Here is a 24,373-nt window from a genome sequence, read left to right as displayed (position 1 = left end):
CGAATACGAGTAGAATCAACACCGTGCGCCATGTCCACCAAATTTAAACCGGACAGCAGTGGGACAAGCCCGAGGATGACGCTGAGTGCTTGGGGTGGACGTCCGCAAGCCGACGTCGCATGCCGCATAGGCGTTACCATTGCCCAATCAAACCGGCTCGAACACCATCGAATGGCCGTTGATGCAATAACGCAGGCCGGTGGGCTTCGGGCCGTCGGGGAAGACGTGGCCGAGATGGCCGCCGCAATTGGCGCAGCGGATTTCCGTGCGCACCATGCCGTAGCTGGCGTCGCGATGTTCCGTCACGGCGCCCGGCTTTACCGGTTCGAAATAGCTCGGCCATCCGCAGCCGGCATCGAATTTCGTATCGGAGAGGAACAGCGGCTCGTCGCAGGCCGCACAGCGATAGAGGCCTTTCTGGAATGTATCCCAATAGGGCCCGGTGAAGGCGCGCTCGGTGCCGTGTTCGCGCAGGATGCGATATTGCTCCGGCGTCAGCTGTTCACGCCATTCGGCATCGCTTTTTTTGATTTTTGGGGATGTCAGATCGCTCATGGAATGATCCTTTCTGTTCCCGCCTCAAATAGTCATCGCGGAGGCGGATTGAAAGGGGCGACGCCTCATAACGCGTTCGTTATGGGCCGGGAGTGTCGATTTGGGTTGAGATGGCTTTGTCTATGCCTTAACTGGAAAAATCGATTTTAAAGAACGCCATTATTGGCGCGCAGGGGTGGGGGACATCCCGGGAGATGTGAATGACATCAGATGTCACGCCGTTGACATTCCTGTCGCTGTTTCTGCCGTTCCTGGCAGCGCTTGCCGCACCCGTCCTGGTTAAAAGGTTCGGTCACAATGCGGCGTGGGTCCTGGCGATTGCGCCTGCTCTCGCTTTTGCGCATTTTGCGCTGATGCTGCCCGAAATCGCGGCAGGCGGGGTGGTGACAGGCGGTTATGCCTGGGTGCCGAGCTTCAATCTCAGCTTCTCCTGGTTCATCGATGGCCTGTCGCTGACCTTTGCGTTGCTGATCACCGGCATCGGCCTGCTGATCGTGCTTTATGCGGGCGGTTATATGAAAGGCCATCCGCAGCAGGGCCGGTTCCTGTCCTTCCTGCTGCTTTTCATGGGGGCGATGCTGGGCGTCGTGGTTTCCGACAGCCTGCTGATGCTGTTCGTTTTCTGGGAACTCACATCCATCACCTCCTTCCTGCTGATCGGCTTCGACCATGAGCGCGCCGCCTCGCGCCGCGCCGCGCTGCAGGCGCTGGTGGTGACGGGCGGCGGCGGTCTGCTGCTGCTCGCCGGGCTGATTTTCATCTGGGATATCAGCGGCTTGACGCAGCTGTCGATGCTGGTGCGCGGCGGCGCTGTCTTGCGCGACAGCCCGTTTTATCTGGCCGCACTGCTTCTTGTTCTCGGCGGCGCCTTCACCAAGTCGGCGCAGTTTCCCTTCCATTTCTGGCTGCCCAACGCCATGGAAGCGCCAACGCCGGTCTCCGCCTATCTGCATTCGGCAACCATGGTGAAGGCCGGCGTCTATCTGCTGATGCGCCTCAACCCGGTTCTCGGCGATACCGCCGCCTGGCAGATCCTGCTGCCCTTCTTCGGCGGGCTGACCATGCTCACCGGCGCGCTGCTGGCCGTGCGCCAGACCGATCTCAAGCTGATGCTCGCCTATACGACGGTGTCGTCGCTCGGCCTGCTGGTCATGCTGACGGGTTTCGGCTCCGACCATGCCATCGAGGCGGCGGTGCTTTATCTGGTGGCCCATTCGCTGTTCAAGGGCGCGCTCTTCATGGTCGCCGGCATCATTGACCACGAGACCGGCACCCGCGACGTGACGAAGCTCGGCGGCCTGCGAAAAGCCATGCCGATCACTTTTGCGGCGGCGCTGGCGGCTGCGATTTCCATGGCCGGCCTGCCGCCTTTCTTCGGTTTTCTCGCCAAGGAAGAGATTTATTACGCGCTGGCGCATGGCAATCCGCGCGCCGTGCTGTTCACCGGCATCGCCATCCTCGGCAACGGGCTGATGTTCGCCGTCGCCTTTGCGGTGGCGCTGAAACCCTTCCTCGGCAAGCCGGTGAAGACTCCGAAACACGCGCATGAAGGTCCGCTACTGCTCTGGCTCGGCCCGGCGCTTCTGGCGCTGAAGGGGCTGACCATCGCTCTGTTCTCCGGCATCGCGCATTTCTACGTCTCGACACCCATGGCGAGCGCCATTGCCGGTGAGGTGCGCCCGGTGGAAATCTCGCTCATTCCCCATATCGGCGTGCCGCTTGGCCTGTCGCTGCTCACCATCGCGCTCGGCATCGTCCTTTATACGCAGCTTTCCGCCGTCCGTGGACTGATCGACCGCACCTTCAAGGCGCTGGGGGCAGGGCCGGACAGGGGCTTTGACGTCTTCATCGAAATGCTGGTGAAAGTCTCGTTCCACATCACCCGGCTCATTCAGCCGGGCAGGCTGGAATTTTACGTCACCGCCACCTTCGCCGTCGTCGCCGCCGTGCTGCTTGTGCCGCTGTTCCTTTATGGCGAATTGCCGTCCATGCCGTCATGGCCGCGCGATATGCCGGTCCATGAGCTGACTTTCATCGCGATTGCCGTGGCGGGGCTCATCGCAGTGTTGACGGCGTCGAGCCGACTCACCGCCATCATCGCGCTCGGCATTCAGGGCTTTGCGGTGGCGGTCATCTTCCTGCTCTTCGGCGCGCCCGATCTGTCCTTCACCCAATTCATGGTCGAGACGCTGTCGGTGGTCATTCTGACGCTGGTGATGACGCGGCTTCGCCTGTCGCCGTCAGACCATCGCGGCCTTGGCCAGAAGCTGCTGGACAGCACCATCGCCATCGCCTGCGGAACCGGCTTCGCTTTGTTCCTGATGCGCGCGACCGAGGCGAGCTTCGACAACCGCCTGACGGATTTCTACAACACCTATTCCAAGGTCATCGCCCACGGCGCCAATGTGGTCAACGTCATCATCGTCGACTTCCGTGGCACGGATACGCTCGGTGAAATCGCGGTGGTGATGATAACGGGTCTCGCCATTCTCGCGCTGATCCGCATCCGCCCGGCTGCTGCCATCAAGGGAGTCGCTGTCAAGGGATCGGCCAAGACCGCGAAGAAGAAAGGAGCGCGGGCATGAACACGCTCATTCTGCGCACCGTCGCCCCTGTCGTCACCAGCCTCATGGTGCTGTTTTCCATCTTCGTCTTGCTGCGCGGCCATAATGAGCCCGGCGGCGGCTTCATCGGCGGCCTGATCGCGGTCTCGGCGCTGGCGATCTATGGCATCGCTTATGGCGTCACCGCAGTCAGGCGCGCCATCATGTTTCATCCGCTGTCGATTGCGGGGGCGGGGCTGCTGCTGTCCATGTTTTCCGGCCTCGTTTCCATCGCCGCCGGCGTGCCCTTCATGACCGGGCTGTGGGTTTATCCGAACCTGTTCGGTGTCGAAATACCGCTCTCCACCGTCATGTCCTTCGATATCGGTGTCTATCTCGTCGTGGTCGGCGCCATCACCTCCATTGCGCTGGCGCTGGAAGAAAGGGAAAGCGACTGATGGAAGCGGTCTTCTCCATTCTCGTCGGCATCTTCTTTTCGGTGGCGATTTATCTCATGCTGTCGCGCCACAGCATCCGCATGCTGCTCGGCATCGCCATTCTCGGCAATGCGGTGAACCTCTTGCTGTTCACGGCAGGAAGGCTGACGCGCGAAGTGCCGCCGATCATTCCGCCCGGCATGGATACGCTGCCCGCGGGTGCGGCCAATCCGCTGCCGCAGGCGCTCATCCTCACGGCAATCGTCATTTCCTTTTCCTTCTTCTGTTTCCTTCTGGTTCTGACCTGGCGTGCGTTTCAGGAACTACAGACCGACGATACGGACGAAATGCGCACCGCAGAACCCGCAGGCGAGCCCTTGCCGCCGCTCGGTTATTGAGCGGCGAGGCTGAGACACATGGCATCCTCCACCACATCCGCAGTCACCGACCTTTCCGCAGCGCTCGTCACGACGCCCGTGCCGCTGTCCGACTGGCTGATCATTCTTCCCATCGCGCTCTGTATTGGCGCAGGCGCGGTGCTGATGATGATGCGCCACGCCATCCGCCACCACGCGACCGTCGCCATCGCGGCGCTGTTCCTGCTGGTGCTGCTCGATGCCGCGCTTTTGTGGAAGGTCGCCACTGATGGCCCCTTCACCATGGTCATGGGCCGCTGGCTGCCGCCCTTCGGCATTGCCTTTACCGCCGACCTGACGGGCGCGCTGCTGTCGCTTGCCGCGGCCATCGTCGCACTGGCGGGCGCCATCCATGCCGGCGCGGATATCGACGCCAGCGGCAGGCGCTACGGTTTTTATCCCTTCCTGATGCTCTTGATGGCCGGTGTCACCGGCGCTTTCCTGACCGGCGACATCTTCAACCTCTATGTCTGGTTCGAGGTGCTGCTGATCTCGTCCTTCGGCCTGATCGTGCTCGGCTCGACGCGCGAGCAGATCGACGGCGCGCTGAAATACGCCGTTCTGAACCTCATCGGCACGACGCTGTTCCTGATAACGGTCGGTTATCTCTACGCCATCTTCGGCACGCTCAACATGGCCGATATCGCGCAGAAGGCGACCGGGCTGCGGGAGACCGCGCCGCTGATGACGCTTGCGAGCCTGTTCGCGCTCGCCTTCGCCATGAAGGCCGCCGCCTTCCCGGTAAATTTCTGGCTGCCCGCTTCCTATCACACGCCGCGCATTGTCGTTTCCGCCCTGTTCGGCGGCTTGCTCACCAAGGTCGGCATCTATTCGCTGCTGCGCGTCATGGTCATGCTGTTTCCGGTCGAGCGGGAAGAACTCAGCATCGTCATCGCCATCTCGGCGGCGTTGACCATGGTGCTCGGGGCCATGGGCGCGCTCGCCCAGAACGATATCCGCCGCATGCTCGGCTATATCGTCATATCGGGTATCGGCTACATGATGGCCGGCATCGCCATCGGCACGCCTTCCGGTGTCACCGGCGCCATTTTTTACGCGCTGCATTCGATGGTGCTGATAACGGCGCTTTATCTTGCCGCCGGCCATGCGGCCCGCCTGGGCGGCGGTTTCAGCCTCACCTCGCTTAGAGGCCTTTACCAGCAGGCTCCGTGGTTTTCGGCGCTGGCGCTGGCGCTGTTTTTCGCCGGTTCCGGCCTGCCGCCCTTTTCCGGCTTCTGGCCGAAGGCGGTGCTGGTCAAGTCAGCGATCGATATCGGCGCCTGGTGGCTCGCCGGCGCCATTCTCGCCTCCGGCTTCATCGCCACCATCGCTTTCGGGCGGATATTCCTTTTGTGTTTCTGGCGTCCTGTTGCGGCATCCACCGGTCAGCCTTCCGTGCCGCAGGCGTCGCCCTCGGCAGCGCCGTCTTTCGCGCCGCTGGTGGGGCTGACGTTGCTGGTGGTATTCTTCGGCCTGTTTCCGGAAAGCCTGCTCAATCTCAGCCAGCAGGCGGCCGCAGGCCTCGCTAATCCGCAGGCCTATATCCAGTCGGTCTTTACCGAAGGGGGCAAACCATGAGCCTCTATCTCGTACAATTGCTTTTCGTTGCCGTATGGCTCGCCGTGACGGGCAGCGTCACGCTCGCGAACATCATTTTCGCCCTTGTCGTTTCGACGCTGGCGCTCGGCATCATCCGCCACCAGCTTCCGGGCGGGCGTAATCACTGGCTCAGGCTTGTCCGCGTGCTCTCGCTGGTGCTGCTGTTCTTCAAGGAGCTGGCGCTCTCGGCATGGAAGGTCGCCGTGCTGGTGACCCGGCCGAAGCTCGACGTGCAGCCCGGCATTTTTGCCTATCCGCTGACGGTGACGACGGATTTCGAGATCACGCTGCTCGCCAATCTCATCACGCTCACACCGGGTACGCTTTCGGTCGATGTTTCGGGGGACAGGAAAACGCTTTACGTGCACGCGATCGACTGCAGCGATATCGAGGCCACGAAAAACGACATCCGCAACGGCTTTGAAAGAAAGATCATGGAGGCGTTTCAGATATGACGCCGGAACAAATAGTTTCATTTGCAACTATACTTGCATCGGTTGTTCTGTCGGCCGCCTTTTTGCTGACAGTATATCGCGTCGTCGTCGGCCCCACCTTGCCGGACCGTATCGTTGCGCTCGACATGCTGGTGGGCATCGCCATCGGCTTCATCGCGGTCATCGCCATCCGCACCGGCTTCAATCTTTACGTCGATATTGCGATTGCGCTCGGGCTTGTCGGTTTTCTGGCAACGGTTGCCTTCGCTCGCTTCGTGCTGTCGCGCGGCCCGGACGGCCGGCGCAGGCCGGCGGAGGTTCTCGATGGCGAAAGGGCATCCGAAGCCATTGAAAAAAATATGGAAAAAGGTGTCGCCAACAGAAAAGGAAAGGGTAGGCGATGATGGCTTGGATCGTGGCTATTCTCGTTGCGGCGCTGTTGGTCTCAGGCGCCATTTTCTCGCTGATCGCGGCAATCGGGCTCAATCGGCTGCCGGATGTCTATACCCGCATGCATGCGGCTTCCAAGGCGGGAACGGTGGGGTCCGGCCTGCTGCTTCTGGCTGTCGGCATCCATTCCATGGAAATATCGACGCTGGCGCGTGCGCTCGCCGGTTTTTTCTTCTTCGTCCTTACCGCGCCGGTCTCGGCACATCTTCTTGCCATGGCCGCTCACAAGGCAGGTTATCCGCTTGCCGTTAAATCGGTAGTTGATGACATCAAGAAAATTTGAAGTTGAAAATCCCCCCAATAATTGGGGGTATTCATTTTCAATTGCTACTTGGCATAGTATTTTATTACCCGTAATTTTTTGTATTCCGATTAGACTGTTTTGAACTGAAAAATTCACAATAGGAATTTGACTTTTGCTGTTTTGCTGTTATCCAAATTAAGTGTAAAGTTGCTAATCGCGATTTGCATCTAGCCTCTTCATAGTCGGCATAGGCATTTTATTAATGTCTAATCTATGGCCCATCGGACCATTGCTGCCCATGTCGCGGGCCATAAGTTGAATCTCGGACCAATTCGTTTCCGGTTTTCGCTCGAAATCTAGGGGTAGGTTTCATGTTGGTTTCAACAAGGCGAAGGTGGGGCACCGGGTAACTTCACATCGCTCGATGCGGCGTTCGCCCGCGTCAGGGGATTAATAAACAGGAGATACTTAAATGACGGAAACTGCATACGGTAACGCCCAGGATCTGCTGGTCGAACTGACTGCGGATATTGTGGCTGCCTATGTTAGCAACCACGTCGTTCCGGTAACTGAGCTTCCCGGCCTTATTTCGGATGTTCACACGGCACTCAGCGGAACATCGGCACCGGCATCGGTGGCGGTCAATGTCGAAAAGCAGAAGCCTGCCGTCTCCGTCCGCAAGTCGGTTCAGGATGACCACATCGTCTGTTTGGAATGTGGCGGCTCTTTCAAGTCGCTCAAGCGGCATCTCACGACGCATCACAGCATGACGCCGGAAGAATATCGCGAAAAATGGGACCTGCCGGTCGACTATCCGATGGTTGCGCCCGCCTATGCCGAAGCCCGCTCGCGGCTCGCCAAGGAAATGGGTCTCGGTCAGCGCCGCAAGGCCAGCCGTTGATTTTAAAGACGGTCCGGCTGCTGTCCTGACAGATAGCCGGAAGTCGCAAAGCAATACGGCCGGTCTTTTGACCGGCCGATTTCGTTTCTGGGGTTCGAAGACCTCACCTCCGTCCTGCCGGCCCATATCCCGCATCCAGCTTTGGCGCGCCTGCGCCGTGAGAGGGGTCTTTCGCGATCGAGAACTGCATCGCACCAGACCCGGGAACCGGTTCTCGACCGACTTTTTATGTCGCTCAAAATTTCGATTGAGGAAAAAAATCCTTTATTGCGCATATCAATTCTGCAAAAATAAAGCCGTATCAATCGCATAATCCCCCATGCCAAATTTGCGCTTCCCCATGCTTGCTCTAGGGTGTATGAATTAATTCCTATTCGTAGAGGAGTTGCATATGCCGTCGGATACAATGTTTCTGCCTGCCGCCGCGCGGCCTTGTGCGCGGGTCGGTGATCGTCCCTTTCGTCATTGGCCGTCTGCGGCCGGGCGGGATGAGATTTCCCGTCTTTGCCGTCTGGTACGGCAGCTCACCGGCGAGATGGTGCAATTGACGGGCGACCGAACGCTGGTCCGCCGCGACAGCCGGCGCACGGAATGCCACATCCGCCAGATCGCCATGTATGTTTGCCATGTGCAGCTCGGCATTCCCATGTCGGATATCGGGCCGTGTTTCGGCCGGGACAGGACGACGGTTGGCCATGCCTGCCAGGTGGTGGAGGACCGGCGTGACGAACCGGCATTCGATGAGTTCGTCGCCGCGCTGGAGCGGCTCACCGGCAGTATCTTCAACGCGATGAAAGGCGCCCGGGATGAGTGAGGAAAAAAGCACGCCCGTTGCCTCCCCTAACCCTCATCTCCTGCGGCTGCTGCGTTGCATCGCTGCGGGCGCGGCCGAGATGTCTCAGGAGGGCGGCGATATCGTCCTGCGCCGGGCGCGAGCGGGCCAGACGGCGCTGCGGTTTCCGGCCGCGACGGTGCGGTTTGCCATTTCCTCCGGGCTGGTCGAGCAGCGGGACAACACCCTTTCCGCCGCACCCCCGCTCGCCTCCTGCCTGAAACGTGCAATGGCAAAAGACCGGGACGAGGTTTTTCAGGAACAGCACCGGCATGTGCAGACGGTTATTGTGGATGTCGGCGATGCGAAGCAGCAGGCGCGGCGCAATCTCAACACCTCTCCCCTGACCAGCCTTGCAAGGCTGAAGGAACGGGACGGTGCGGCGTTTTTCCCGGCGGATGCTCTGGAGGCGGGCGAGCGCCTCGCCGCCGATTTTCATCGTGGCCATCTCAACCCGAAGGTAACGGCGACATGGGAGCCGAGAATAGCGAACCGCACAAAAGGCGAGGCGGGAGGCGCGCTCGATCTTACCGAGGCGGCAATGGCCGCAAGAACGCGGTTTTCCCGCGCGGCCGATGCGATGGGGCCTGAACTGGCGGGCGTCGCCATCGATATCTGCTGCTTCGAAAAGGGGCTGGAGACGGTGGAGCGCGAAAGGCAATGGCCGGCGCGGTCGGCAAAACTGCTGCTGCGCGCCGCACTGCTGGCGCTTGCCCGCCATTATGCGCCGCCTGCGGCCCGCGCCGGCAGGAAGGAACACCATTGGGGCGATGCGGATTATCGCCCGCCGATGACGAGGTGAAGGTCAGGCGGCCAGCAGCCGGGCTTCCTCGCGGATGCGCTTGATCATGGAGCGCAGGCCGTTGGCGCGCTGCGAAGACAGATGCTCCACCAGCCCGATCCTGTCGAATACCTCGATGGCGTCGAGACCGGCGATTTCTGAGGCTCTCTTGCCGGAATAGACGGCGAGCACGATGGCGACGAGGCCACGCACGATATGCGCATCCGAATCGCCTTCGAAGGTCAGGAGAGGGTCTTCCGCACCGTTGCTGTGGCTGACGAGCCAGACCTGGCTTGCGCAGCCATGCACCTTGTTCTCGGCCGTGCGCTTGTCTTCCGGCAGATCGGGAAGCGCCTTGCCGAGTTCGATGACATAACGATAACGATCCTCCCAGTCGTCGAGGAAGGCGAAGTCGTCAAGGATCGTTTCGAGAGAGGCCATTTGCGCGCCGTATCATCCATTATTGCAGGTCTTTGTTAGGATATAGGCGAAGTGCGGCCGGTTTTGAACCACGGGCCATGAAAAAGCCCACGGAAAACAGGTTTCCGTGGGCAAGTCAGGCAGGCAATCGGCAGCCGGATATTTTCGACTGCAAAAGAGGTGCGGCGCGGAGGCCGGCAAGGATCAGGGCAACAGTGTCAGGGGGCCGGGCGCTTCTGCGGCAGGGGAATGACGGTGCCGGTCTTCAGCATGTCGGCATCCTTCGGAAATTCGACGCTGACGACCGGGGCTTCGGCCAGTTTTTCGGTCTCGGCCGCGAGTTCAGCGGCGGGGGCGGGCTTGTCACCGGAAGCAAGCTGCTTGTCCAGCAGTTCATAGGCCACCTTTGCGCCTTCCTTTGCCCGCTCGCCGAGCGCATGGAAGGTTTCGGCGCCCTTGACGCAGACATCGGGCTTTTCGATGCAGATGGCGCTGACATAACGATAGGCTTCACCGGCGGCCGAAACGGCGCTGGGAATATCGAAGGCCGAAGGTTCCTTGGCCGGATCATTGCTGCTGCCGAAATAGGACAGCGCCACCAGCACCAGCGAAAACCAGAATGTTCCCTTGATCAGAAACCACATTGTCAGACTACCCTGCCAGACGATCTTTGTTTTCTAAAGCCCCGCCCGGTTTCGGGTCATCGGCCTTTGTCCCGTTTTTCGGGCTTGTGAAGAAGCTACACGCGACCGGCGAACAGCCGATTGCAAAAAGCGACGCAATTTAATTCAAATTGTATCTATTCTCCTCGCATCGGGACGCCTGGCATCAATTCATTCGCATTTTAACAGTCCATGTTAAGCATAATTGCGACAGAGGCCGCGCGTTCCGGGGCAAAGCGGTGGAAAGCTTTGCCACAAAAGTTAACGCGATGGCAAAAATGAAGCGAAATCCGTCGCTTACCCGTCATTAACCATGATTGGCAAAGCTTCGAAGAAATGCCCCGTAATGGGACTGCGGGGCATTTGACGGGCCTTTGAGGCCATTCTTTTTATCCATTCCTTAAGCCGCCGCCTTCTATTGTCGGAGCCGTTAGAACCGCCTCAGGGATTCGGTGTTGGTATTGCGTAATATGAGAGAAAAAGCGGTCGCATGGGTCGACCGTGCCGCAGGCAGATGGCTTGCGCGCATGGAAGAGGACGCCGAAAGGCGCGCCGGAACCGTTGCGCGCCTGCGCCGGCTTATCGCCTTCAGCGCCGTCGGACTTCTGGTGGTACCAGCCCTCTTCAGCCTCGTTTTCAGCCCCGCCATCGCGCTGCCCATCGGCGCTGCCCTGGTGCTGGCGCTGTTTCTGGCCGCCGCAGCATTGCTGATTGCCTTTTCGCGTCCCACGCGCGGTGCGTCCTCCTTTTCCGCCGCGTTTGGCGATAACGACCTGATCGCCGCTACGCAGGTGCCGGGCCTCGTGCTCATGATTGGTGATACCGGCTTCGTCGAACACGTCTCCGGCCGCGATCTTACGACCTTCCCGGCCGCTCTGCAGGCCAGCAAGGACCATTCCCTCGTTGAATATGTCTATGTCTCGGACCGTATCGAGCTGATGCAGGCCTTCGACCTGCTGCGGCAGGGCGAGGACAGGGCAACCGCCAAACTCCGCTTCGAGACCGGTGCAAAGTCGCGGCAGGCGCAGTTCATGCATGCGCGTATCGAGATGACGGCAATCCGCAGCGCCAGCGGCCGGCTACGCCGCATCGTCGCCCAGCTTTGCGATGTCACGGAGATGGAGCTTCTGCGCCGCGATGTCGCCCGCAAGGCGGCCGAGGCGGAATCGGCAAATGATGCGAAATCCCGCTTTCTCGCTGCCGTCAGCCACGAATTGCGCACGCCGCTCAATGCCGTCCTGGGTTTTTCCGATATTCTGGCGGGCGAATATTTCGGCCGGCTGGAGAACGACCGCCAGCGGGAATATGTCGGCCTGATCCGCCAGTCCGGCGCGCATCTTCTCTCTGTCGTCAACACCATGCTCGATATGAGCAAGCTGGAGGCCGGCCGTTACGAACTGATGATGGAAAGCTTCCCGATTGCCGAAACCATCTCGTCCTGCGAGGCCATGCTGGGCCTGCAGGCGAAGGAAAAAGGCCTGACTTTGACCAGCCGCATCCAGCGCGGTATCGGCGAAATCTCGGCCGATCAGCGCGCCATCCGGCAGGTTCTGATCAATCTTGCCGGCAACGCCATAAAATTCACCGATGCCGGTGGTGTGGTGTCGATCGACGCCGCGCGTGAGGGCGCGATGCTGAAGCTGACGGTGAGCGATACCGGCATCGGCATCGCTTCCGACAAGATCGAACTCCTGGGCCAGCCTTTCATGCAGGTTCAGAATGAATATACCCGTCGCTATGAGGGCACGGGTCTGGGATTGTCCCTGGTCAAGGGGCTTGTGGCACTGCATGGCGGCGCTTTCGCCATCGCCAGCAAGCCCGGCGAGGGAACGGTCGTAACGATCACCCTGCCTGCCGACGGTTCCGGCATGGCGGGTGAGGGCCAAAGCGCCGAAGCCGAAAGCATGGTGGAATTTCCACCGCGCATCCGGCAGCTCGGCGATATGGCCGCAATGATGAAAAAGGATGGTGACGATGGCCCCGCGAAAGCGAAAATCGCCTAAGAAAACAACGGCCCAGATTGGCGCCGGGATTGTTTCCTTGGTGGTTTCGGCCATCGGGCGCGAAATCCTGCGCCATCCGAAACTGGTCGGCAGCTGCGGCGCCTTCGCGGTCGTCTTCGGTTTTATCGCCGCCAATGCGCTCTGGTATCAGCCGGGCGTGCACCCGTCACCTTTCCTGCGCACGCGCGATGCGGAAAACCCGAACGGCATCGCCGGTTATCGCCCGGCCGAACCGCTCGGCACGCAGGGCAATGTCACCACCTTCCGCATAGAGCGACCGGCGGAGACGCAAAATGCGCAGCAGCCGGCGGCCGAAACGCCGGCGCAGCCCGTTGCCGAAAACCAGAAGCCGCAGCAGATCGTTGCCGATATTCAGGCCGAACTGAAGAAACGCGGGCTTTACGAAGGCGAGGCGGATGGCCGCATGGGCCCACGCACCGCAGCCGCCATCATGTTCTTTGAAGAAACGCTCGGCATGGAACAGACCGGCGAACCGACGACCCGCGTGCTGGCGGCGCTCAGGATCGATGGTGCGACGGTTGCGGCGATCCCCAGGGACCGGCCTGCCGATACCAGCGGCGGCGTCGAGATCGACCCGGTCGCAGCCGCCATCCGCAAGGCGGAAGCGCCGCGCCCGAAGGCCGAACCGGCCTCCCTCAACAGCGCGGCCAAACCGGCAAGCCGCGATCTGATCGCCAAGATCCAGCAGGGGTTGATCAATATCGCCTATGCCGACGTGAAGGTGGACGGCGTGGCCGGCCAGCAGACCCGCAACGCCATCCGCGCCTTTGAGAAACACTATCGCCTGCCGGAAACCGGTGAGCCGAGCGAGGCCGTGCTGAAGAAGCTGAAGTCGATCGGGGCGCTTTAGATTTTGACAGCGGCTGAGGTGCGTGGGGCTTTACCCCCCTCTGCCCTGCCGGGCATCTCCCCCTCAAGGGGGGAGATCGGCAAGAGGCTCTTTCGCGGCTCCATTCTCAAACGTTGAGATGGGCGAGACCTTGCCACAGATCGATCTCCCCCCTTGAGGGGGAGATGCCCGGCAGGGCAGAGGGGGTAAGCCCCGCGCACCTTCGCCCGCTCAAAATCAACAACAGCCCCCACCGTTTCCATCGAAAGCACCCCATGCGCCTCAAATCCGAAATGTTCGTCTCAGCCCTCATCCGCCGCGTTTTCGCCGCCGGCGGATTCGCGGCTGTCGAAAAAAAGGGGGCGGAGGAGGCGGGGGCGATTTTCATTCGTCAGCGCCTGCGCGATGGCCGCGAAAATCTCTACGGACCCGCGCCGCAGAGCTTTGCCGATGACGAGGAAATCCGCGCCGAGCGCCGTTTCGAAACGCGCCTTGCCGGTGCGGATGGCGAGGAAAGCGCCGCTCTTCTTGAGAGGGAACGACGCTTCGACAGCGACCTGTGGGTGGTGGAGATCGAAACCGATGAGATCGGGACCCTGCTGACGCTGGTGGATCAGCCCAGGGCCTAGAATCGTCCGGCAATGGCCCGCTTCTTCAACCCGTGAAGACGCAAGGCCAGCCGCGCTTAGCCTTGCGTCCCGGTTCTCTGCGCAGCCGGTGCGCTGCGGCCCGGCCGTTCGCGGCCATGCGTATAGCTGTCGGCCCGCCGCCAGCTTTCCAGCCGCTCTTCGCATTCCACGATGTCGAGACGGTCGAGCAGGGCTTCGGCACGGCTCATATCGCCTTCGGCGGCGGAAAGATGCGGATAAAAGCATTGCAGCACGAAAGCCGCCTCGGAAAATTCCATGCCAAGGCCGGTCAGCGTCGTTGCCAGCTGTGCGCCTGATATATCGAGCATGATGCGCTCCGACAGCCAGTAGCTGGAGGAGAGAGAATCCGCCAGCGCCACGGCGAATTGCCGGGCATTGCGCTCGCGGGCGAAACGCACCAGCAGCGCTTCCTGCACCTCGCTCAACCGGCGAAGGCCGAGAACGTCGCTTTCCGGGCGGTTGAGGTGATGCGCTATCTGCTTGATCCGCTGGCGCATTTCTTCTTCGAGTGCGGAAGCGGCGGCGATGTTGTCAGTCTTTTCTTCCGCTTTCGGCTCTTCAGGGCTTTCCGTCGCCTGCGGTTCGGCAGCCGCCGTTTCTCCGTCCGGCCGCTTCAGATCTTCGGCGTGACGCAGCCCGACAAGCGCATCGATGACGGTGGGGGAGAGGTCTTCACGGCGCACGATGGCGCGCGCATGCGCCGCTCCTTGCGTGCGGGCAATGGTGATCAGCGTGTCGTCATCAAGGCATTTGGAGGAAATGAGGAAGGGCGCTGCAAGCGAAATCGGCTGGCAGGCGATGAAGAAAGCGACAGCCGAAGGCACGCTCGGATGCTGGGAGAGCGCGGCGATGGCCTCCCGCTTGGCTTCGTCGGTGGAGGCGTTGAAAAGCGGCATGAAAAGTTCGGCGAACTGCCGAAGGTCCGTTTTTGACGGATGGGAGACATTCTCGAAATTCGTCACGGTGGCCATCAGCACCACATCTTTCTTCCTCACGGCTCTTGGCCTCTCAAGTTCTCGAAACCGGTCGGTCAACGCACTACCCAACAAACGCAAACACAATATCGGCTCAAATTAGAGCAAATGCGTTGACGTCCTGTTAACTATGGGGGGTGGCAAGAGAGAATCCGCCTCTATCAACAAGGAAATTTTAAAACCTTGATGACGGATGAAATGTCGTGGAACTTTACCGCGTCGCCTTTGTTTTCAAGGGGTGCGGCTCCGGCCGGAATAAGTTGCGGTCCGGCAATTAAGGTTAACGGATCATTAACCTCTGTCTGTTTGTAATTTCATGGGCAGTATTAGGATTCCATGTTATTCTTATCGACGGAATAAATGCAAAAATGGCATGCGAAGCCTGAATCTGCGCACGATCCCCTTATAAGAATCGCTTTGGATTTTTGGATCGTGCGAAAACCAGTCTGTGGACTGGCCTATGCGCAATGTGATGGTGATGAAATTCCCGACGCAAGACGAGGCTTGCGCGGTTCCCACGGGCAACATTGACAATCATGTCCCGAAGAGGAGATGAGCATGGCAGAGATTATTCCAATCGGCGACGCCCGACGAAGCCTGCGCCCCGCCGGCGCGGTGGCAACGATGATCGGCCCGGCGAAAGTCGTGCTGTTTACCGGCGTGCGTTATGAAAAACGCGATACCGAGCCGACCGGCAAAGTCGCGCGCAAGGGCAAATCCGCAGCGGAAACCGCCCTCAAATCCTGACTGCAAAGAATAACCGACGTTATTTCCACGCCGTCGGCTGGCATTTCGCCTCGTTCAGGAACCGTTCCGCCTCTTCGCCGAAACTCGGCTGCGGCACCATGGTCCGCAACACCACATATCCTTCCGTCTGATCCGATTCCGCCAGAATGGCTTGCGAAAGCGCAGGTGGCTGCGCCTTGCGGATGGCGGCGATCTGCACCGCATCCGCCACCAGAATATCCATCACCCCGCCGGCGGATGTGCGGTCATTCATGCTGAACACCTCATTCGAGGCCTTGTCGTAAACCGCGACCGACCAGAAGGGCACGGCCCCGATGGCGGTGAGCCTGACCGGCTTGTCCTCGATATCGAAGGTGCAGACCGCGACCCGCATGAAAGGATCGCCGCTGCCAAGCGTCTTTTTCTCCGTCGTCTCTTCGAGCAGATGAAACTGATGCGGCTTTCCTTCCGCCACCGCGCGCGTATAGGCGTCGCGATTGCTGAAATGCGGTATTGCCAGAAGAATGATGACATGCAGCACGGCTGCGCCGACGAGACCGGTGAGGATGGCGAGCAGGACCCTAAGCATTGCCACACCCCAGCTTGCGTATTTGCGGCATGGAGATATCGATCAGGCCGGAACTGCCCGCGACGGGCGTGTCGAGCAGGGTCATGACCAGCCTGAAGGTCTGGCCCTGCGGCACCGACAGCCAATTATAGGTCTGGGCGTCAGCGGCGATGGTGATGTCGATGCCGCCATCGGCGCTGCGCAAAAGCGTGCGGGAATTCAGCGCGAAGGGCCGCCCCGCATCCTCCGCCAGCACATTGCCCTGCTGGTCGGCGGTGTAGATCGTCCAGAACCGTGCAGGCGGCACGGCGTCGGCCAGCCGGTAGCGGCATTCGCCGCTCAGGCGTTGCCCATCGCTGTCGACGGAGGCGGTAAAAGCCAGCCCTTCCGCGGTTCCGTAAAGCAGCTTGCCGGCGTCGGCGCGGTGCGATTTGGCGTAAGGATCGGCCTCGATCGTCTGCGCTTCGGGAAACGCATCCCAGGAGCCGATGCGGATCGATCCAAAGCCGGATGTCGCCTCAAGGGCTGCCAGCGTCGCGGCAATGCCGCCGCCAAAGGCGATCAGAAGGGCGATGCCGACAAGGAATGGAACTCGGAACACGCTGTTTTCCCGTTTATGAACAGGTCGAGGACTATCACTGATTCCCTGTTTGGAAAATGGCGCGGCTTGTTTAGTCTCCGTGAAAATGATCACAACCGGGGATATTCCATCATGTCGCGACAATCCGCAATCGACCGTGCCGCCGCCTGTTTCGACGATGGCAGCTTCGAGCGGGATTTGTCGCGACGCGTTTTGCGACGGACCGAAAGCCAGAATGAGGAGCAGGGCGAGGAGCTGATGCTTTATCTGGAACAGGAAATGTTGCCCGCTTTCGCCGCCATGGGTTTTTCCTGCACCATCCTGCGTGATCCGACGGCGGATTTGCCGTTTCTGATCGCCGAGCGTTTCGAAGGCGGCACGCTGCCGACTGTGCTGGGATACGGCCACGGGGATGTGGTGCGCGGGCAGGACGAGGGCTGGGCCGAGGGCCTTTCGCCCTTTATGATGTCTGAACGCAATGGCAGGTGGTATGGGCGCGGCACCGCCGATAACAAGGGGCAGCATTCGGTCAATATGGCGGCGCTGAAAGCCGTACTCGAGACACGCGGCAGGCTTGGTTTCAACGCCAAATATCTGATCGAGATGGGCGAGGAGAGGGGATCCCCCGGCCTGAGGGAGATTTGCCGGAACCATGGCGAGCGGCTGAAAGCCGATCTTCTGATCGCTTCCGACGGCCCGCGCCTGAATGCGGAGCGGCCCACGGTTTTTCTCGGCGCGCGCGGCGGCATCACCTTCGATCTGGTGATCGAGGCGCGTGAGGGCGGCCATCATTCCGGCAATTGGGGCGGGGCGCTCTCCAATCCCGGCGTGCAGCTGGCCCATGCCGTCGCAAGCCTCGTCGGCCCGACCGGCCAGATCCGCGTGCCGGAACTGGTGCCGGAGGAATTGCCGAAAGCGGTGCGTGAGGCCCTTGCCGATTGTGAAATCGATGGCGGGCCGGACGGCCCGAAGATCGATCCGGACTGGGGCGAGCCCGGCCTTTCCACCGCCGAGCGGGTTTTCGGCTGGTGTGCGCTGGAAGTGCTGGCTTTCGAGACCGGCAATCCGCGTGCGCCGGTCAACGCCATTCCGCCACGCGCATGGGCGCGGCTGCAACTGCGCTTCGTCGTTGGTATCGATCCGCAAGCGGTTCTGCCCGCCGTGCGGCGTCACCTCGACCGGCAGGGTTTCGCCATGGTGGAAATCGCGCCTGCCGGCGACGAGATTTTCCGCGCCACCCGCCTCGATCCGCAGGATGCATGGGTGGATTTCACGCTGCGCTCCATTGCGCGCACAACGGGCAGAAAACCGGCGCTTCTGCCCAATCTCGGCGGTTCGCTGCCCAATGATATCTTTGCCGATATTCTCAAACTGCGCACCATCTGGGTGCCGCATTCCTATCCCGGCTGCTCGCAGCATGCGCCGAACGAACATTTGCCGAAGGAGATCGCCCGCGAGGCGCTTACCCTTATGGCCGGGCTCTATTGGGATATCGGAGAGGGGGATACGCCGCCGCTTTAGGCGCCCATAACGAGCTTGAAGGCGATGGCCCACATGGTGACGGCGATGACGCCTTCGAGAATGCGCCAGGCGGAGGGTTTTTCGAAGATCGGCCGCAGCCAGCGCGCGCCGTAACCCAGTGAAAAAAAGAACACCAGCGAGCCGGTGGCCGCGCCCGCCGCGAAGGTTTTTTCGAAGCCGGGAAACTGCGTGGAAATGGTGCCGAGCAGCACGACGGTATCGAGATAGACATGCGGATTGAGAAAGGTCAGCGCAAGGCAGATGGCCAGCGTCTGCCACAGGCTCGCCTCCTGCCGCTCCGCCACCGAAAGCGCCTCGGAGGAGCGCAGCGCCGAATGCAGGCTTTTGGCGCCATACCAGATGAGGAAGGCGGCTCCCGCATAACGCATGATGGGATCGAGCGCCGGCATGATGGCGCTGATCCGCTGAAAACCGAAAACCCCAACGGTAATCAACAGCGCATCGGCAATGGCGCAGGTGGCGCAGACGGCAAACACATGCGAGCGCGCCAACCCCTGCTTCAGAACGAAGGCATTCTGCGCGCCGATGGCGACGATGAGGCTGAGGCCCATCGTCAGGCCGGTGAAGAAGATTTGGATGTCCATGCGCGTTGCGGCCCCTGCCTCTGTCCATTGTGGAATGGCCGAAGGCGTTGCTTCCGGACCGAGTGCTTGGATATTTCCGCCTGATAGTTTAATCCAGTTAAATAAACTCAATCCAGATAAGCTGAGCTAATGGCGCACTTCTCTCTTCAACCTCTCGGTTTTCCACAACGTTGCCATCTCTCCACCCTCATTCCTGTGACAAGCAGAGGAATGAGGGCAGGGAGGACCGCCGCCGATGGTCCGAGTCCTTGCATGTGCCGTGTCAAAACCAGCCTTCACAGCGGGTATCATAATGCTTGACTATCCCTCCATGCGGGCCGTGGCGCTCGTGGCTCAGACCGGCAGTTTCGAAAAGGCGGCGCAGGTGCTGTGCGTCACGCCGTCGGCCGTCTCCCAGCGCATCAAGCAACTGGAGGAGCGGCTGGGCGTGGTGCTGATCGTGCGCGGCAACCCGTGCGTGGCGACGGAAAAGGGCGAATGGCTGTGCCGTCACATGGATCATGTCGGCATGCTGGAAAGCGAATTGTTCCGCCAGCTTCCGGCGCTGGCGGAAGCGGGCGCAGCGCAGGAGCGCGTGACGCTCAACATCGCCACCAATGCCGACAGTCTCGGCACATGGTTTCTGGATGCGGTTTCGAAATTCACCGGCGGCAGCGATTATCTCGTCAATATCGCGGTGGACGATCAGGACCACACGGTGGAATGGTTGCGCGGCGGCAGGGTGCTTGCCGCCGTCACCGCCCATGCCAAGTCGGTGCAGGGCTGTCGGGTCCTGCCCCTCGGCGTGCTGCGCTATCATGCCACCGCCAGCCCGGATTTCATGGCCCGCCATTTCGCCGGAGGCGTCACGCCCGCCGCCCTTGCCCGCGCGCCGGGGCTCACCTTCAACCAGAAGGACAGGCTGCAGGCGAGCTGGGTCAGGAAGGTGATGGGCGAGGATATCGCCTATCCCACCCACTGGCTGCCTTCGACCGACGGTTTCGTGAAGGCGAGCCTTTCCGGCATGGGCTGGGGGCTCAATCCGGTACAGCTTGTGGGGGATCACCTCAAGACGTGCAGGCTGGTGGAGGTCGTTCCCGGCACACCGCTCGATATTCCGCTTTACTGGCAGGTCAACCGGCTCGCGGCGGAGCGGCTTGGGGTGTTGACGTCGCATGTGGTGGAGACGGCGAGGGCGGTGTTGTTGCGATAAGTTGCGGATTTGGAGACACGGCGGCGGCGGAGTGCTTGGCTCACCCCCCTCTGCCCTGCCGGGCATCTCCCCCTCAAGGGGGGAGATCGGCTGGTGGCCCTACCGCCACTTCATTCTCTAACCTTGAGATGGGCGAAACTTCGCCGCAGATCGATCTCCCCCCTTGAGGGGGAGATGCCCGGCAGGGCAGAGGGGGGTAAGCCGCGCACTCCGACAGAATCATCAGGCATGCGCCACACCTCACCGCCGCGCCGCATCCTCCGCGCCTTCCCGCAACGACGCATCCGCCACCTTCTGCGTCGTCACACTCAATGCCGAAGCGTCTTTCATCTTCTTGGCGATGGAGCGGATCACACGCGTTGCCTCGGCCGAAAGCGAGCGCGGGCGGGTGAGCGCCGGCAAGGCGGGGGTGCTGGTGGCAGCGGCCGCCACTTCCGCAGAAGGCTGCGGGCGTGCGCCTGTCGGCAGCGGGTTCTGGATGCCGGGGATCGGTCGCAGTTCCATGCCCTGATGGGCGTAGTCCATCAGCCGCTTGAAGGCCATGGCCGGAAGCGCGCCGCCTGTCATGTTGTTCATGGGCGTGAAATCGTCGTTCCCGAACCAGACGGCCGTGGTGTAATTGCCGGTGAAACCCACATACCAGGCATCGCGATAGGCCTGCGAGGTGCCGGTCTTGCCGCCGGAAACGATGCCGTTATCCAGCGCGCCGCGCCGGGCCGTGCCCATGACCGGGATGGTCACCAGCATCTGGTTCATCTTCGAATTGGCGTCTTCGGAAAGCACCCGTTTGGCGGGCGCTTCGTTGTGGCTGAAATCGTAGAGAACATTGCCCTCATAATCCAGCACCTGCTCGATGCCGTGGCGGCGCGACTGCATGCCGTCGGCCGGGAAAACGGCATAGGCGGTGGCCTGGTCGAGAACCGTCACTTCCGATGTGCCGAGCGGAATGGTCTTGTCGCTGCGCAGCGGTGTGGCGACACCCATGGCCTTGGCGGTATCGACGATGACCTGCGTGCCGAGCACGTCCTTGGCAAGACGCACGGGCACGGTGTTGTAGGATTTGGCGAGCGCCATCTGCAGCGTCACCTTGCCGGCATAGGAGCGGCCGTAATTCTGCGGCGACCAGCCGCGCCAGGTCACCGGCGCGTCGGAGATCAGCGTCTCCGGCTTCATGCCCTTTTCCATGGCGGCCGAGTAGGTATAGACCTTGAAGGAGGAACCGGGCTGGCGCAGCGCCGCCGTGGCGCGGTTGAACTGGCTTTCGCCATAGTCGCGCCCGCCGACCATGGCGCGCACGCCGCCGCCGTTCTCGATCATCACCATCGCGCCCTGCTTGACGCGGTAACCTTCGCCGAATTCGCGCAGGCCCATTTCCATCGCCTGTTCGGCCGCCTGCTGCAGGCCGGTATCGATGGTGGTGCGCACGACCACGGTGTGGTCCTTGAACTTGCCCTCGGCGGCCAGCCGCTGCACTTCGTCGAAAGCCCAGTCGAGGAAATAATCCGGCGCCTTCACATCGGCGCGGTCGATGACGGTGGCCGGGTTGCGCCGCGCGCCGATGACCTGACCCTCGGTCATCAACCCGCTCTGCACCAGGTTGGAAAGCACGGTGTTGGCGCGCGCACGCGCGGCCGGCAGGTTGACATGTGGCGCATATTTGGCCGGCGCCTTGAACAGGCCGGCCAGAATGGCGGATTCGGCCAATGTCACATCGGTCAGGTTCTTGCCGAAATAAAATTGCGCCGCCGCCGCCGCCCCGAAGGTGCCGCCGCCCATATAGGCGCGGTCGAGATAAAGGCTGAGGATTTCCTTCTTCGACATGTTGGTCTCGAGCCACAGCGCGAGGAAGGCTTCCTTGATCTTGCGCTCCAGCGAGCGCTCATTGGTGAGGAACAGGTTCTTGGCGAGCTGCTGCGTCAGCGTCGAGCCGCCCTGTACCACGCCGCCGGCGCGGGCGTTTTCGCTCATGGCGCGGGCAAGGCCGATGAAATCAATGCCGAAATGGTCGAAGAAGCGCCGGTCTTCGGTCGCCAGCACCGCCTTGATGAAATGATCCGGCATCTGGTCGATCGGAACGGAATCCTCATGAATGATGCCGCGATGGCCGATGGTGTTGCCGTAACGATCAAGGAAGGTGACGGCGAAATCGCCGCGATAACGCCAGTCCTTCTTGGTTTCCTCGAAGGCCGGCATGGCGAGCGCCAGAAGCACGACGGACCCCGCCGTTCCGAAGGTCAGCGCGTCGCAGGTGAGATTGACGAGAAGCTTCTTCCAGCCGCGCACATGCAGCTTGCGCGAGGCGATGGTGACGTCTTCCCAGAAATCCACCAGCCTTGCCGCAGCCGTCCACAGGCCGGAGTCGATGAAGCTATCGATCCGGAGCAGGATGTGCCGTTTTTTACGGCCTTTTTTATCGTCTTTTTCTTCCTGCACCTGGCGATGTTTTCCTGTTCAACGCAACGCTGCCATCGATATGTCTGCCTGATATTCTACGCTTCAACCCATTCCCGACGTAAAACCGTGGCATGGTTATGTCGGAAGTGCTTGACGCGGCGGCCTTTCGCGGGCCAATGACCCCTCTGCCGCCTGCCAATATGCTAAAATATCGTACAAACCAGCCCTTGGCGATACGATATAAAGGATTAGGGACCGGTTAAACACTCCCGTCCAAGAGATCAAAATGAAACGGAAATGTTAACGATGAATGACGCGCCGTTCTGGAAAACCAAATCACTCACGGAGATGACCGGTGAGGAATGGGAAAGCCTGTGCGACGGCTGCGGCCTGTGCTGTCTGAACAAGCTGGAGGACTGGGACACCGGCGAAGTGGTGTTCACCTCGGTTCGCTGTGTGCTGCTCGACGGCGAGAGCTGTCGATGCTCCGATTACGAAAACCGCCGCGCCACCGTGCCGGACTGTATTCAGCTGGACCTGAAGAAGGTGCATGAGATCGGCTGGCTGCCGCCCACATGCGCCTATGCGCTGGTGCGCGACGGCAAGGATCTGTACTGGTGGCACTATCTCGTTTCCGGCGATACGGAAACGGTGCATCAGGCCGGCATTTCCGCCCGCGGCCGCACCGTCAGCGAGGCCGATGTGGATGTTGACGACTTCGAGGATTATGTGGTCGACTGGCCCCTGACAGTGGGTGAGAGGGCAGGCGAAAAGGAACGGATGTGACGGAAAACGTCTATTTTCGTTTTGGTCCTATTCCTGCCCCATCGTTCCCTTAAGGCAGTGTCGCCCGAAAGCGTGTCACGGTTGCGGGGTACGACTTGTCTGAAATCAAAGACAGCTTCCGGCCATTCCGGCAAATGATCCGCAAAAGCGGACGAGGGACATCAAAACGCATGCGCTATCGGCTGCCCGCCATCGTTCTTTCATGCCTCGCCCTTCCGGGGCTCCTGCCGTTTTCCGCTGACGCCCAGCAACAGCCCCAGGCTTTCGAATGCACGCTGGTCACCTCCATCGAGACCGGCGCCATCATCAACCAGCAGGGCGCCTGCGATCAGCGCGTGGCGCCGGCCTCCACCTTCAAGGTGCCGCTGGCGCTGATCGGTTACGACGCCGGCATTCTTCAGGATGAAAAGACGCCCGCCTGGGACTGGAAACCCGGCACGGAGGCGCGCGCATCCGACCGCAAGACGGTCGATCCCTCGATATGGGAGCAGGATTCGGTGCTGTGGTATTCGCGTGAAATCACCCGCCGCCTCGGCCCGGAAAAATTCGCCGCCTATGTGAAGCGCCTCGGTTACGGCAATGCCGATGTTTCCGGTGAGCCAGGCAAGAACAACGGCCTGACCCATTCCTGGCTCGGATCGTCGCTGACGGTTTCGCCGGTGGAACAGGTCGGCTTTCTCCGCCGCCTTCTGGCCGGCAATCTGCCCGTCTCGCGCGATGCGCAGGCGAAGACGAGGGCAATCGTGCCGGTCTTCGATGCGCCGGAAAGTTGGGCGGTGCACGGTAAGACCGGCACGGGCTACATGCGCGACGAAAAGGGCAATCCCGACCGCAACCGCCCCTTCGGCTGGTTCGTCGGCTGGGCAGAGCGCGAAGGCCAGCACATCGTCTTTGCGAGACTGCGCGTTTCCGACAAACCGTCCGACGAGCCGCTCGGCCCCGCCGTGCGCGATGCCTTCCTGCGCGATATTCCCCGGCTGGCCGTGCATCGGTAGCTGCACGCATCTCATAAAAGCGTAGTTTTTGCGACGTGCTCCTTCCCTCATCCCTGTGCTTGTCACAGGGATCCAGCCAGCCCAAGTCCTTGGGCTGAAAGGACTCTTCCCGTCGCGCCGACGCGCGTCGACTGGATTCCTGTGACAAGCACAGGAATGAGGGTGATATCTTGGCGCATGGAAATGTGAACGCTATGGACCGAGATAGCGTGGTTATTAGGTGTCCGTCAGCTGGCGGCAACAAGAAGCCCGCTG

At 61.0% G+C, this 24,373-nt stretch carries 26 protein-coding genes; 18 read left to right on the top strand and 8 right to left on the bottom strand.

Annotation, left to right across the window (positions count from 1 at the left end; all coding sequences use genetic code 11):
* Positions 1–147 precede the first annotated feature (147 nt).
* Positions 148–555, bottom strand: coding sequence for a peptide-methionine (R)-S-oxide reductase MsrB (msrB, locus tag BTE54_RS04125; RefSeq protein ID WP_003522288.1), 408 nt, complete (start codon positions 553–555; stop codon positions 148–150).
* Positions 556–755: 200 nt separating this feature from the next.
* Here msrB and BTE54_RS04120 point away from each other — a divergent pair, with 200 nt between their 5' ends.
* From BTE54_RS04120 to BTE54_RS04075, 10 genes are all read left to right on the top strand, one after another.
* Complete coding sequence (locus tag BTE54_RS04120; RefSeq protein ID WP_078051575.1) at positions 756–3,140, top strand: putative monovalent cation/H+ antiporter subunit A; 2,385 nt, start codon at positions 756–758, stop codon at positions 3,138–3,140.
* Complete coding sequence (locus BTE54_RS04115) at positions 3,137–3,556, top strand: Na(+)/H(+) antiporter subunit B (protein WP_078051574.1); 420 nt, start codon at positions 3,137–3,139, stop codon at positions 3,554–3,556. The genes BTE54_RS04120 and BTE54_RS04115 overlap by 4 nt, the downstream gene beginning before the upstream one ends.
* Complete coding sequence (locus BTE54_RS04110; RefSeq protein WP_003509263.1) at positions 3,556–3,933, top strand: Na+/H+ antiporter subunit C; 378 nt, start codon at positions 3,556–3,558, stop codon at positions 3,931–3,933. Before BTE54_RS04115 ends, BTE54_RS04110 begins: the two co-directional genes overlap by 1 nt.
* A gap of 18 nt (positions 3,934–3,951) precedes the next feature.
* A complete protein-coding gene (locus BTE54_RS04105) occupies positions 3,952–5,529 on the top strand; it encodes a Na+/H+ antiporter subunit D (RefSeq protein ID WP_078051573.1) in 1,578 nt (525 codons plus the stop codon).
* On the top strand, positions 5,526–6,005 hold the full coding sequence (locus BTE54_RS04100; protein ID WP_065654220.1) for a Na+/H+ antiporter subunit E: 480 nt from the start codon (positions 5,526–5,528) through the stop codon (positions 6,003–6,005). The genes BTE54_RS04105 and BTE54_RS04100 overlap by 4 nt, the downstream gene beginning before the upstream one ends.
* Complete coding sequence (locus BTE54_RS04095; protein ID WP_078051572.1) at positions 6,002–6,388, top strand: cation:proton antiporter; 387 nt, start codon at positions 6,002–6,004, stop codon at positions 6,386–6,388. Before BTE54_RS04100 ends, BTE54_RS04095 begins: the two co-directional genes overlap by 4 nt.
* The gene (gene mnhG / locus BTE54_RS04090; protein WP_003522295.1) at positions 6,385–6,717 is read left to right on the top strand and encodes a monovalent cation/H(+) antiporter subunit G; all 333 of its coding nucleotides are present in this window, start codon (positions 6,385–6,387) and stop codon (positions 6,715–6,717) included. The genes BTE54_RS04095 and mnhG overlap by 4 nt, the downstream gene beginning before the upstream one ends.
* A gap of 433 nt (positions 6,718–7,150) precedes the next feature.
* Positions 7,151–7,579 (top strand): MucR family transcriptional regulator Ros, encoded by a 429-nt coding sequence (gene ros / locus BTE54_RS04085; RefSeq protein WP_003509257.1) that lies wholly within the window; start codon positions 7,151–7,153, stop codon positions 7,577–7,579.
* Between the two features lie 391 nt (positions 7,580–7,970).
* Positions 7,971–8,393, top strand: a complete 423-nt coding sequence (locus tag BTE54_RS04080; RefSeq protein WP_078051571.1) for a helix-turn-helix domain-containing protein — start codon at positions 7,971–7,973, stop codon at positions 8,391–8,393.
* The gene (locus BTE54_RS04075) at positions 8,386–9,213 is read left to right on the top strand and encodes a DUF6456 domain-containing protein (RefSeq protein WP_078051570.1); all 828 of its coding nucleotides are present in this window, start codon (positions 8,386–8,388) and stop codon (positions 9,211–9,213) included. The genes BTE54_RS04080 and BTE54_RS04075 overlap by 8 nt, the downstream gene beginning before the upstream one ends.
* Before the next feature lie 3 nt (positions 9,214–9,216).
* Here the strand turns inward: BTE54_RS04075 and BTE54_RS04070 are convergent, their stop codons facing one another.
* Both BTE54_RS04070 and BTE54_RS04065 read right to left on the bottom strand, forming a co-directional pair.
* The gene (locus BTE54_RS04070) at positions 9,217–9,633 is read right to left on the bottom strand and encodes a SufE family protein (protein WP_003522298.1); all 417 of its coding nucleotides are present in this window, start codon (positions 9,631–9,633) and stop codon (positions 9,217–9,219) included.
* A gap of 197 nt (positions 9,634–9,830) precedes the next feature.
* Positions 9,831–10,256 carry a DUF5330 domain-containing protein gene (locus tag BTE54_RS04065; protein WP_003522299.1) on the bottom strand — a complete coding sequence of 142 codons (426 nt, stop codon included), beginning with the start codon at positions 10,254–10,256 and terminating at the stop codon, positions 9,831–9,833.
* Positions 10,257–10,744: 488 nt separating this feature from the next.
* On the opposite strand from BTE54_RS04065, the gene BTE54_RS04060 reads away from it, so the two are divergent.
* From BTE54_RS04060 to BTE54_RS04045, 3 genes are all read left to right on the top strand, one after another.
* Complete coding sequence (locus BTE54_RS04060; protein ID WP_078051569.1) at positions 10,745–12,277, top strand: HAMP domain-containing sensor histidine kinase; 1,533 nt, start codon at positions 10,745–10,747, stop codon at positions 12,275–12,277.
* The gene (locus tag BTE54_RS04055) at positions 12,249–13,148 is read left to right on the top strand and encodes a peptidoglycan-binding protein (RefSeq protein WP_198939067.1); all 900 of its coding nucleotides are present in this window, start codon (positions 12,249–12,251) and stop codon (positions 13,146–13,148) included. Before BTE54_RS04060 ends, BTE54_RS04055 begins: the two co-directional genes overlap by 29 nt.
* Before the next feature lie 254 nt (positions 13,149–13,402).
* Positions 13,403–13,756, top strand: coding sequence for a DUF1491 family protein (locus tag BTE54_RS04045; protein WP_078051566.1), 354 nt, complete (start codon positions 13,403–13,405; stop codon positions 13,754–13,756).
* Between the two features lie 56 nt (positions 13,757–13,812).
* On the opposite strand, the gene BTE54_RS04040 is transcribed toward BTE54_RS04045, so the two are convergent.
* Positions 13,813–14,748, bottom strand: a complete 936-nt coding sequence (locus tag BTE54_RS04040; RefSeq protein WP_245316562.1) for a DUF2336 domain-containing protein — start codon at positions 14,746–14,748, stop codon at positions 13,813–13,815.
* Between the two features lie 561 nt (positions 14,749–15,309).
* Between BTE54_RS04040 and BTE54_RS04035 the strand changes: the two genes are divergently transcribed.
* A complete protein-coding gene (locus tag BTE54_RS04035; RefSeq protein ID WP_198939066.1) occupies positions 15,310–15,498 on the top strand; it encodes a hypothetical protein in 189 nt (62 codons plus the stop codon).
* A 19-nt stretch (positions 15,499–15,517) separates the two neighbouring features.
* Here BTE54_RS04035 and BTE54_RS04030 read toward each other — a convergent pair whose 3' ends face one another.
* Both BTE54_RS04030 and BTE54_RS04025 read right to left on the bottom strand, forming a co-directional pair.
* Complete coding sequence (locus BTE54_RS04030; RefSeq protein WP_035261158.1) at positions 15,518–16,066, bottom strand: membrane protein; 549 nt, start codon at positions 16,064–16,066, stop codon at positions 15,518–15,520.
* Positions 16,059–16,646, bottom strand: coding sequence for a DUF1214 domain-containing protein (locus tag BTE54_RS04025; RefSeq protein ID WP_078051563.1), 588 nt, complete (start codon positions 16,644–16,646; stop codon positions 16,059–16,061). The genes BTE54_RS04030 and BTE54_RS04025 overlap by 8 nt, the downstream gene beginning before the upstream one ends.
* A 111-nt stretch (positions 16,647–16,757) precedes the next feature.
* Here BTE54_RS04025 and BTE54_RS04020 point away from each other — a divergent pair, with 111 nt between their 5' ends.
* Complete coding sequence (locus BTE54_RS04020) at positions 16,758–18,146, top strand: M20 family metallopeptidase (RefSeq protein WP_078051562.1); 1,389 nt, start codon at positions 16,758–16,760, stop codon at positions 18,144–18,146.
* Here BTE54_RS04020 and BTE54_RS04015 read toward each other — a convergent pair.
* Positions 18,143–18,751, bottom strand: a complete 609-nt coding sequence (locus tag BTE54_RS04015) for a LysE/ArgO family amino acid transporter (protein WP_059753851.1) — start codon at positions 18,749–18,751, stop codon at positions 18,143–18,145. The two genes, BTE54_RS04020 and BTE54_RS04015, sit on opposite strands and share 4 nt — an antisense overlap.
* A gap of 292 nt (positions 18,752–19,043) precedes the next feature.
* On the opposite strand from BTE54_RS04015, the gene BTE54_RS04010 reads away from it, so the two are divergent.
* A complete protein-coding gene (locus BTE54_RS04010) occupies positions 19,044–19,943 on the top strand; it encodes a LysR family transcriptional regulator ArgP (RefSeq protein ID WP_078051561.1) in 900 nt (299 codons plus the stop codon).
* 240 nt (positions 19,944–20,183) lie between these two features.
* On the opposite strand, the gene BTE54_RS04005 is transcribed toward BTE54_RS04010, so the two are convergent.
* Positions 20,184–22,376, bottom strand: a complete 2,193-nt coding sequence (locus BTE54_RS04005; protein WP_065654209.1) for a transglycosylase domain-containing protein — start codon at positions 22,374–22,376, stop codon at positions 20,184–20,186.
* 267 nt (positions 22,377–22,643) lie between these two features.
* Here BTE54_RS04005 and BTE54_RS04000 point away from each other — a divergent pair, with 267 nt between their 5' ends.
* Both BTE54_RS04000 and blaOXA read left to right on the top strand, forming a co-directional pair.
* Positions 22,644–23,123 carry a YcgN family cysteine cluster protein gene (locus BTE54_RS04000; protein WP_065654208.1) on the top strand — a complete coding sequence of 160 codons (480 nt, stop codon included), beginning with the start codon at positions 22,644–22,646 and terminating at the stop codon, positions 23,121–23,123.
* 170 nt (positions 23,124–23,293) lie between these two features.
* The gene (blaOXA, locus tag BTE54_RS03995; RefSeq protein WP_065654207.1) at positions 23,294–24,118 is read left to right on the top strand and encodes a class D beta-lactamase; all 825 of its coding nucleotides are present in this window, start codon (positions 23,294–23,296) and stop codon (positions 24,116–24,118) included.
* Positions 24,119–24,373 lie beyond the last annotated feature (255 nt).

This window comes from Agrobacterium sp. YIC 4121 (assembly GCF_002008205.1).
Classification (GTDB): Bacteria; Pseudomonadota; Alphaproteobacteria; order Rhizobiales; family Rhizobiaceae; genus Agrobacterium; species Agrobacterium leguminum.
The sequence above is the reverse complement of the archived record's forward strand: the minus strand, read 5'-3'. Positions and strand labels throughout refer to the sequence as shown.

Bases quoted from the DNA above. Each gene is read 5' to 3' on its own strand.
- BTE54_RS04035 (WP_198939066.1), top strand. From the start codon at position 15,310: ATGGCAGAGATTATTCCAATCGGCGACGCCCGACGAAGCCTGCGCCCC.
- BTE54_RS04040 (WP_245316562.1), bottom strand. From the start codon at position 14,748: ATGGCCACCGTGACGAATTTCGAGAATGTCTCCCATCCGTCAAAAACG.
- BTE54_RS04075 (WP_078051570.1), top strand. From the start codon at position 8,386: ATGAGTGAGGAAAAAAGCACGCCCGTTGCCTCCCCTAACCCTCATCTC.
- BTE54_RS04020 (WP_078051562.1), top strand. From the start codon at position 16,758: ATGTCGCGACAATCCGCAATCGACCGTGCCGCCGCCTGTTTCGACGAT.
- BTE54_RS04095 (WP_078051572.1), top strand. From the start codon at position 6,002: ATGACGCCGGAACAAATAGTTTCATTTGCAACTATACTTGCATCGGTT.
- ros (WP_003509257.1), top strand. From the start codon at position 7,151: ATGACGGAAACTGCATACGGTAACGCCCAGGATCTGCTGGTCGAACTG.
- msrB (WP_003522288.1), bottom strand. From the start codon at position 555: ATGAGCGATCTGACATCCCCAAAAATCAAAAAAAGCGATGCCGAATGG.
- BTE54_RS04070 (WP_003522298.1), bottom strand. From the start codon at position 9,633: ATGGCCTCTCTCGAAACGATCCTTGACGACTTCGCCTTCCTCGACGAC.
- BTE54_RS04000 (WP_065654208.1), top strand. From the start codon at position 22,644: ATGAATGACGCGCCGTTCTGGAAAACCAAATCACTCACGGAGATGACC.
- BTE54_RS04030 (WP_035261158.1), bottom strand. From the start codon at position 16,066: ATGCTTAGGGTCCTGCTCGCCATCCTCACCGGTCTCGTCGGCGCAGCC.
- BTE54_RS04055 (WP_198939067.1), top strand. From the start codon at position 12,249: ATGGCCCCGCGAAAGCGAAAATCGCCTAAGAAAACAACGGCCCAGATT.
- BTE54_RS04010 (WP_078051561.1), top strand. From the start codon at position 19,044: ATGCTTGACTATCCCTCCATGCGGGCCGTGGCGCTCGTGGCTCAGACC.
- mnhG (WP_003522295.1), top strand. From the start codon at position 6,385: ATGATGGCTTGGATCGTGGCTATTCTCGTTGCGGCGCTGTTGGTCTCA.
- BTE54_RS04045 (WP_078051566.1), top strand. From the start codon at position 13,403: ATGCGCCTCAAATCCGAAATGTTCGTCTCAGCCCTCATCCGCCGCGTT.
- BTE54_RS04115 (WP_078051574.1), top strand. From the start codon at position 3,137: ATGAACACGCTCATTCTGCGCACCGTCGCCCCTGTCGTCACCAGCCTC.
- BTE54_RS04080 (WP_078051571.1), top strand. From the start codon at position 7,971: ATGCCGTCGGATACAATGTTTCTGCCTGCCGCCGCGCGGCCTTGTGCG.
- blaOXA (WP_065654207.1), top strand. From the start codon at position 23,294: ATGCGCTATCGGCTGCCCGCCATCGTTCTTTCATGCCTCGCCCTTCCG.
- BTE54_RS04100 (WP_065654220.1), top strand. From the start codon at position 5,526: ATGAGCCTCTATCTCGTACAATTGCTTTTCGTTGCCGTATGGCTCGCC.
- BTE54_RS04105 (WP_078051573.1), top strand. From the start codon at position 3,952: ATGGCATCCTCCACCACATCCGCAGTCACCGACCTTTCCGCAGCGCTC.
- BTE54_RS04065 (WP_003522299.1), bottom strand. From the start codon at position 10,256: ATGTGGTTTCTGATCAAGGGAACATTCTGGTTTTCGCTGGTGCTGGTG.
- BTE54_RS04110 (WP_003509263.1), top strand. From the start codon at position 3,556: ATGGAAGCGGTCTTCTCCATTCTCGTCGGCATCTTCTTTTCGGTGGCG.
- BTE54_RS04120 (WP_078051575.1), top strand. From the start codon at position 756: ATGACATCAGATGTCACGCCGTTGACATTCCTGTCGCTGTTTCTGCCG.
- BTE54_RS04015 (WP_059753851.1), bottom strand. From the start codon at position 18,751: ATGGACATCCAAATCTTCTTCACCGGCCTGACGATGGGCCTCAGCCTC.
- BTE54_RS04060 (WP_078051569.1), top strand. From the start codon at position 10,745: ATGAGAGAAAAAGCGGTCGCATGGGTCGACCGTGCCGCAGGCAGATGG.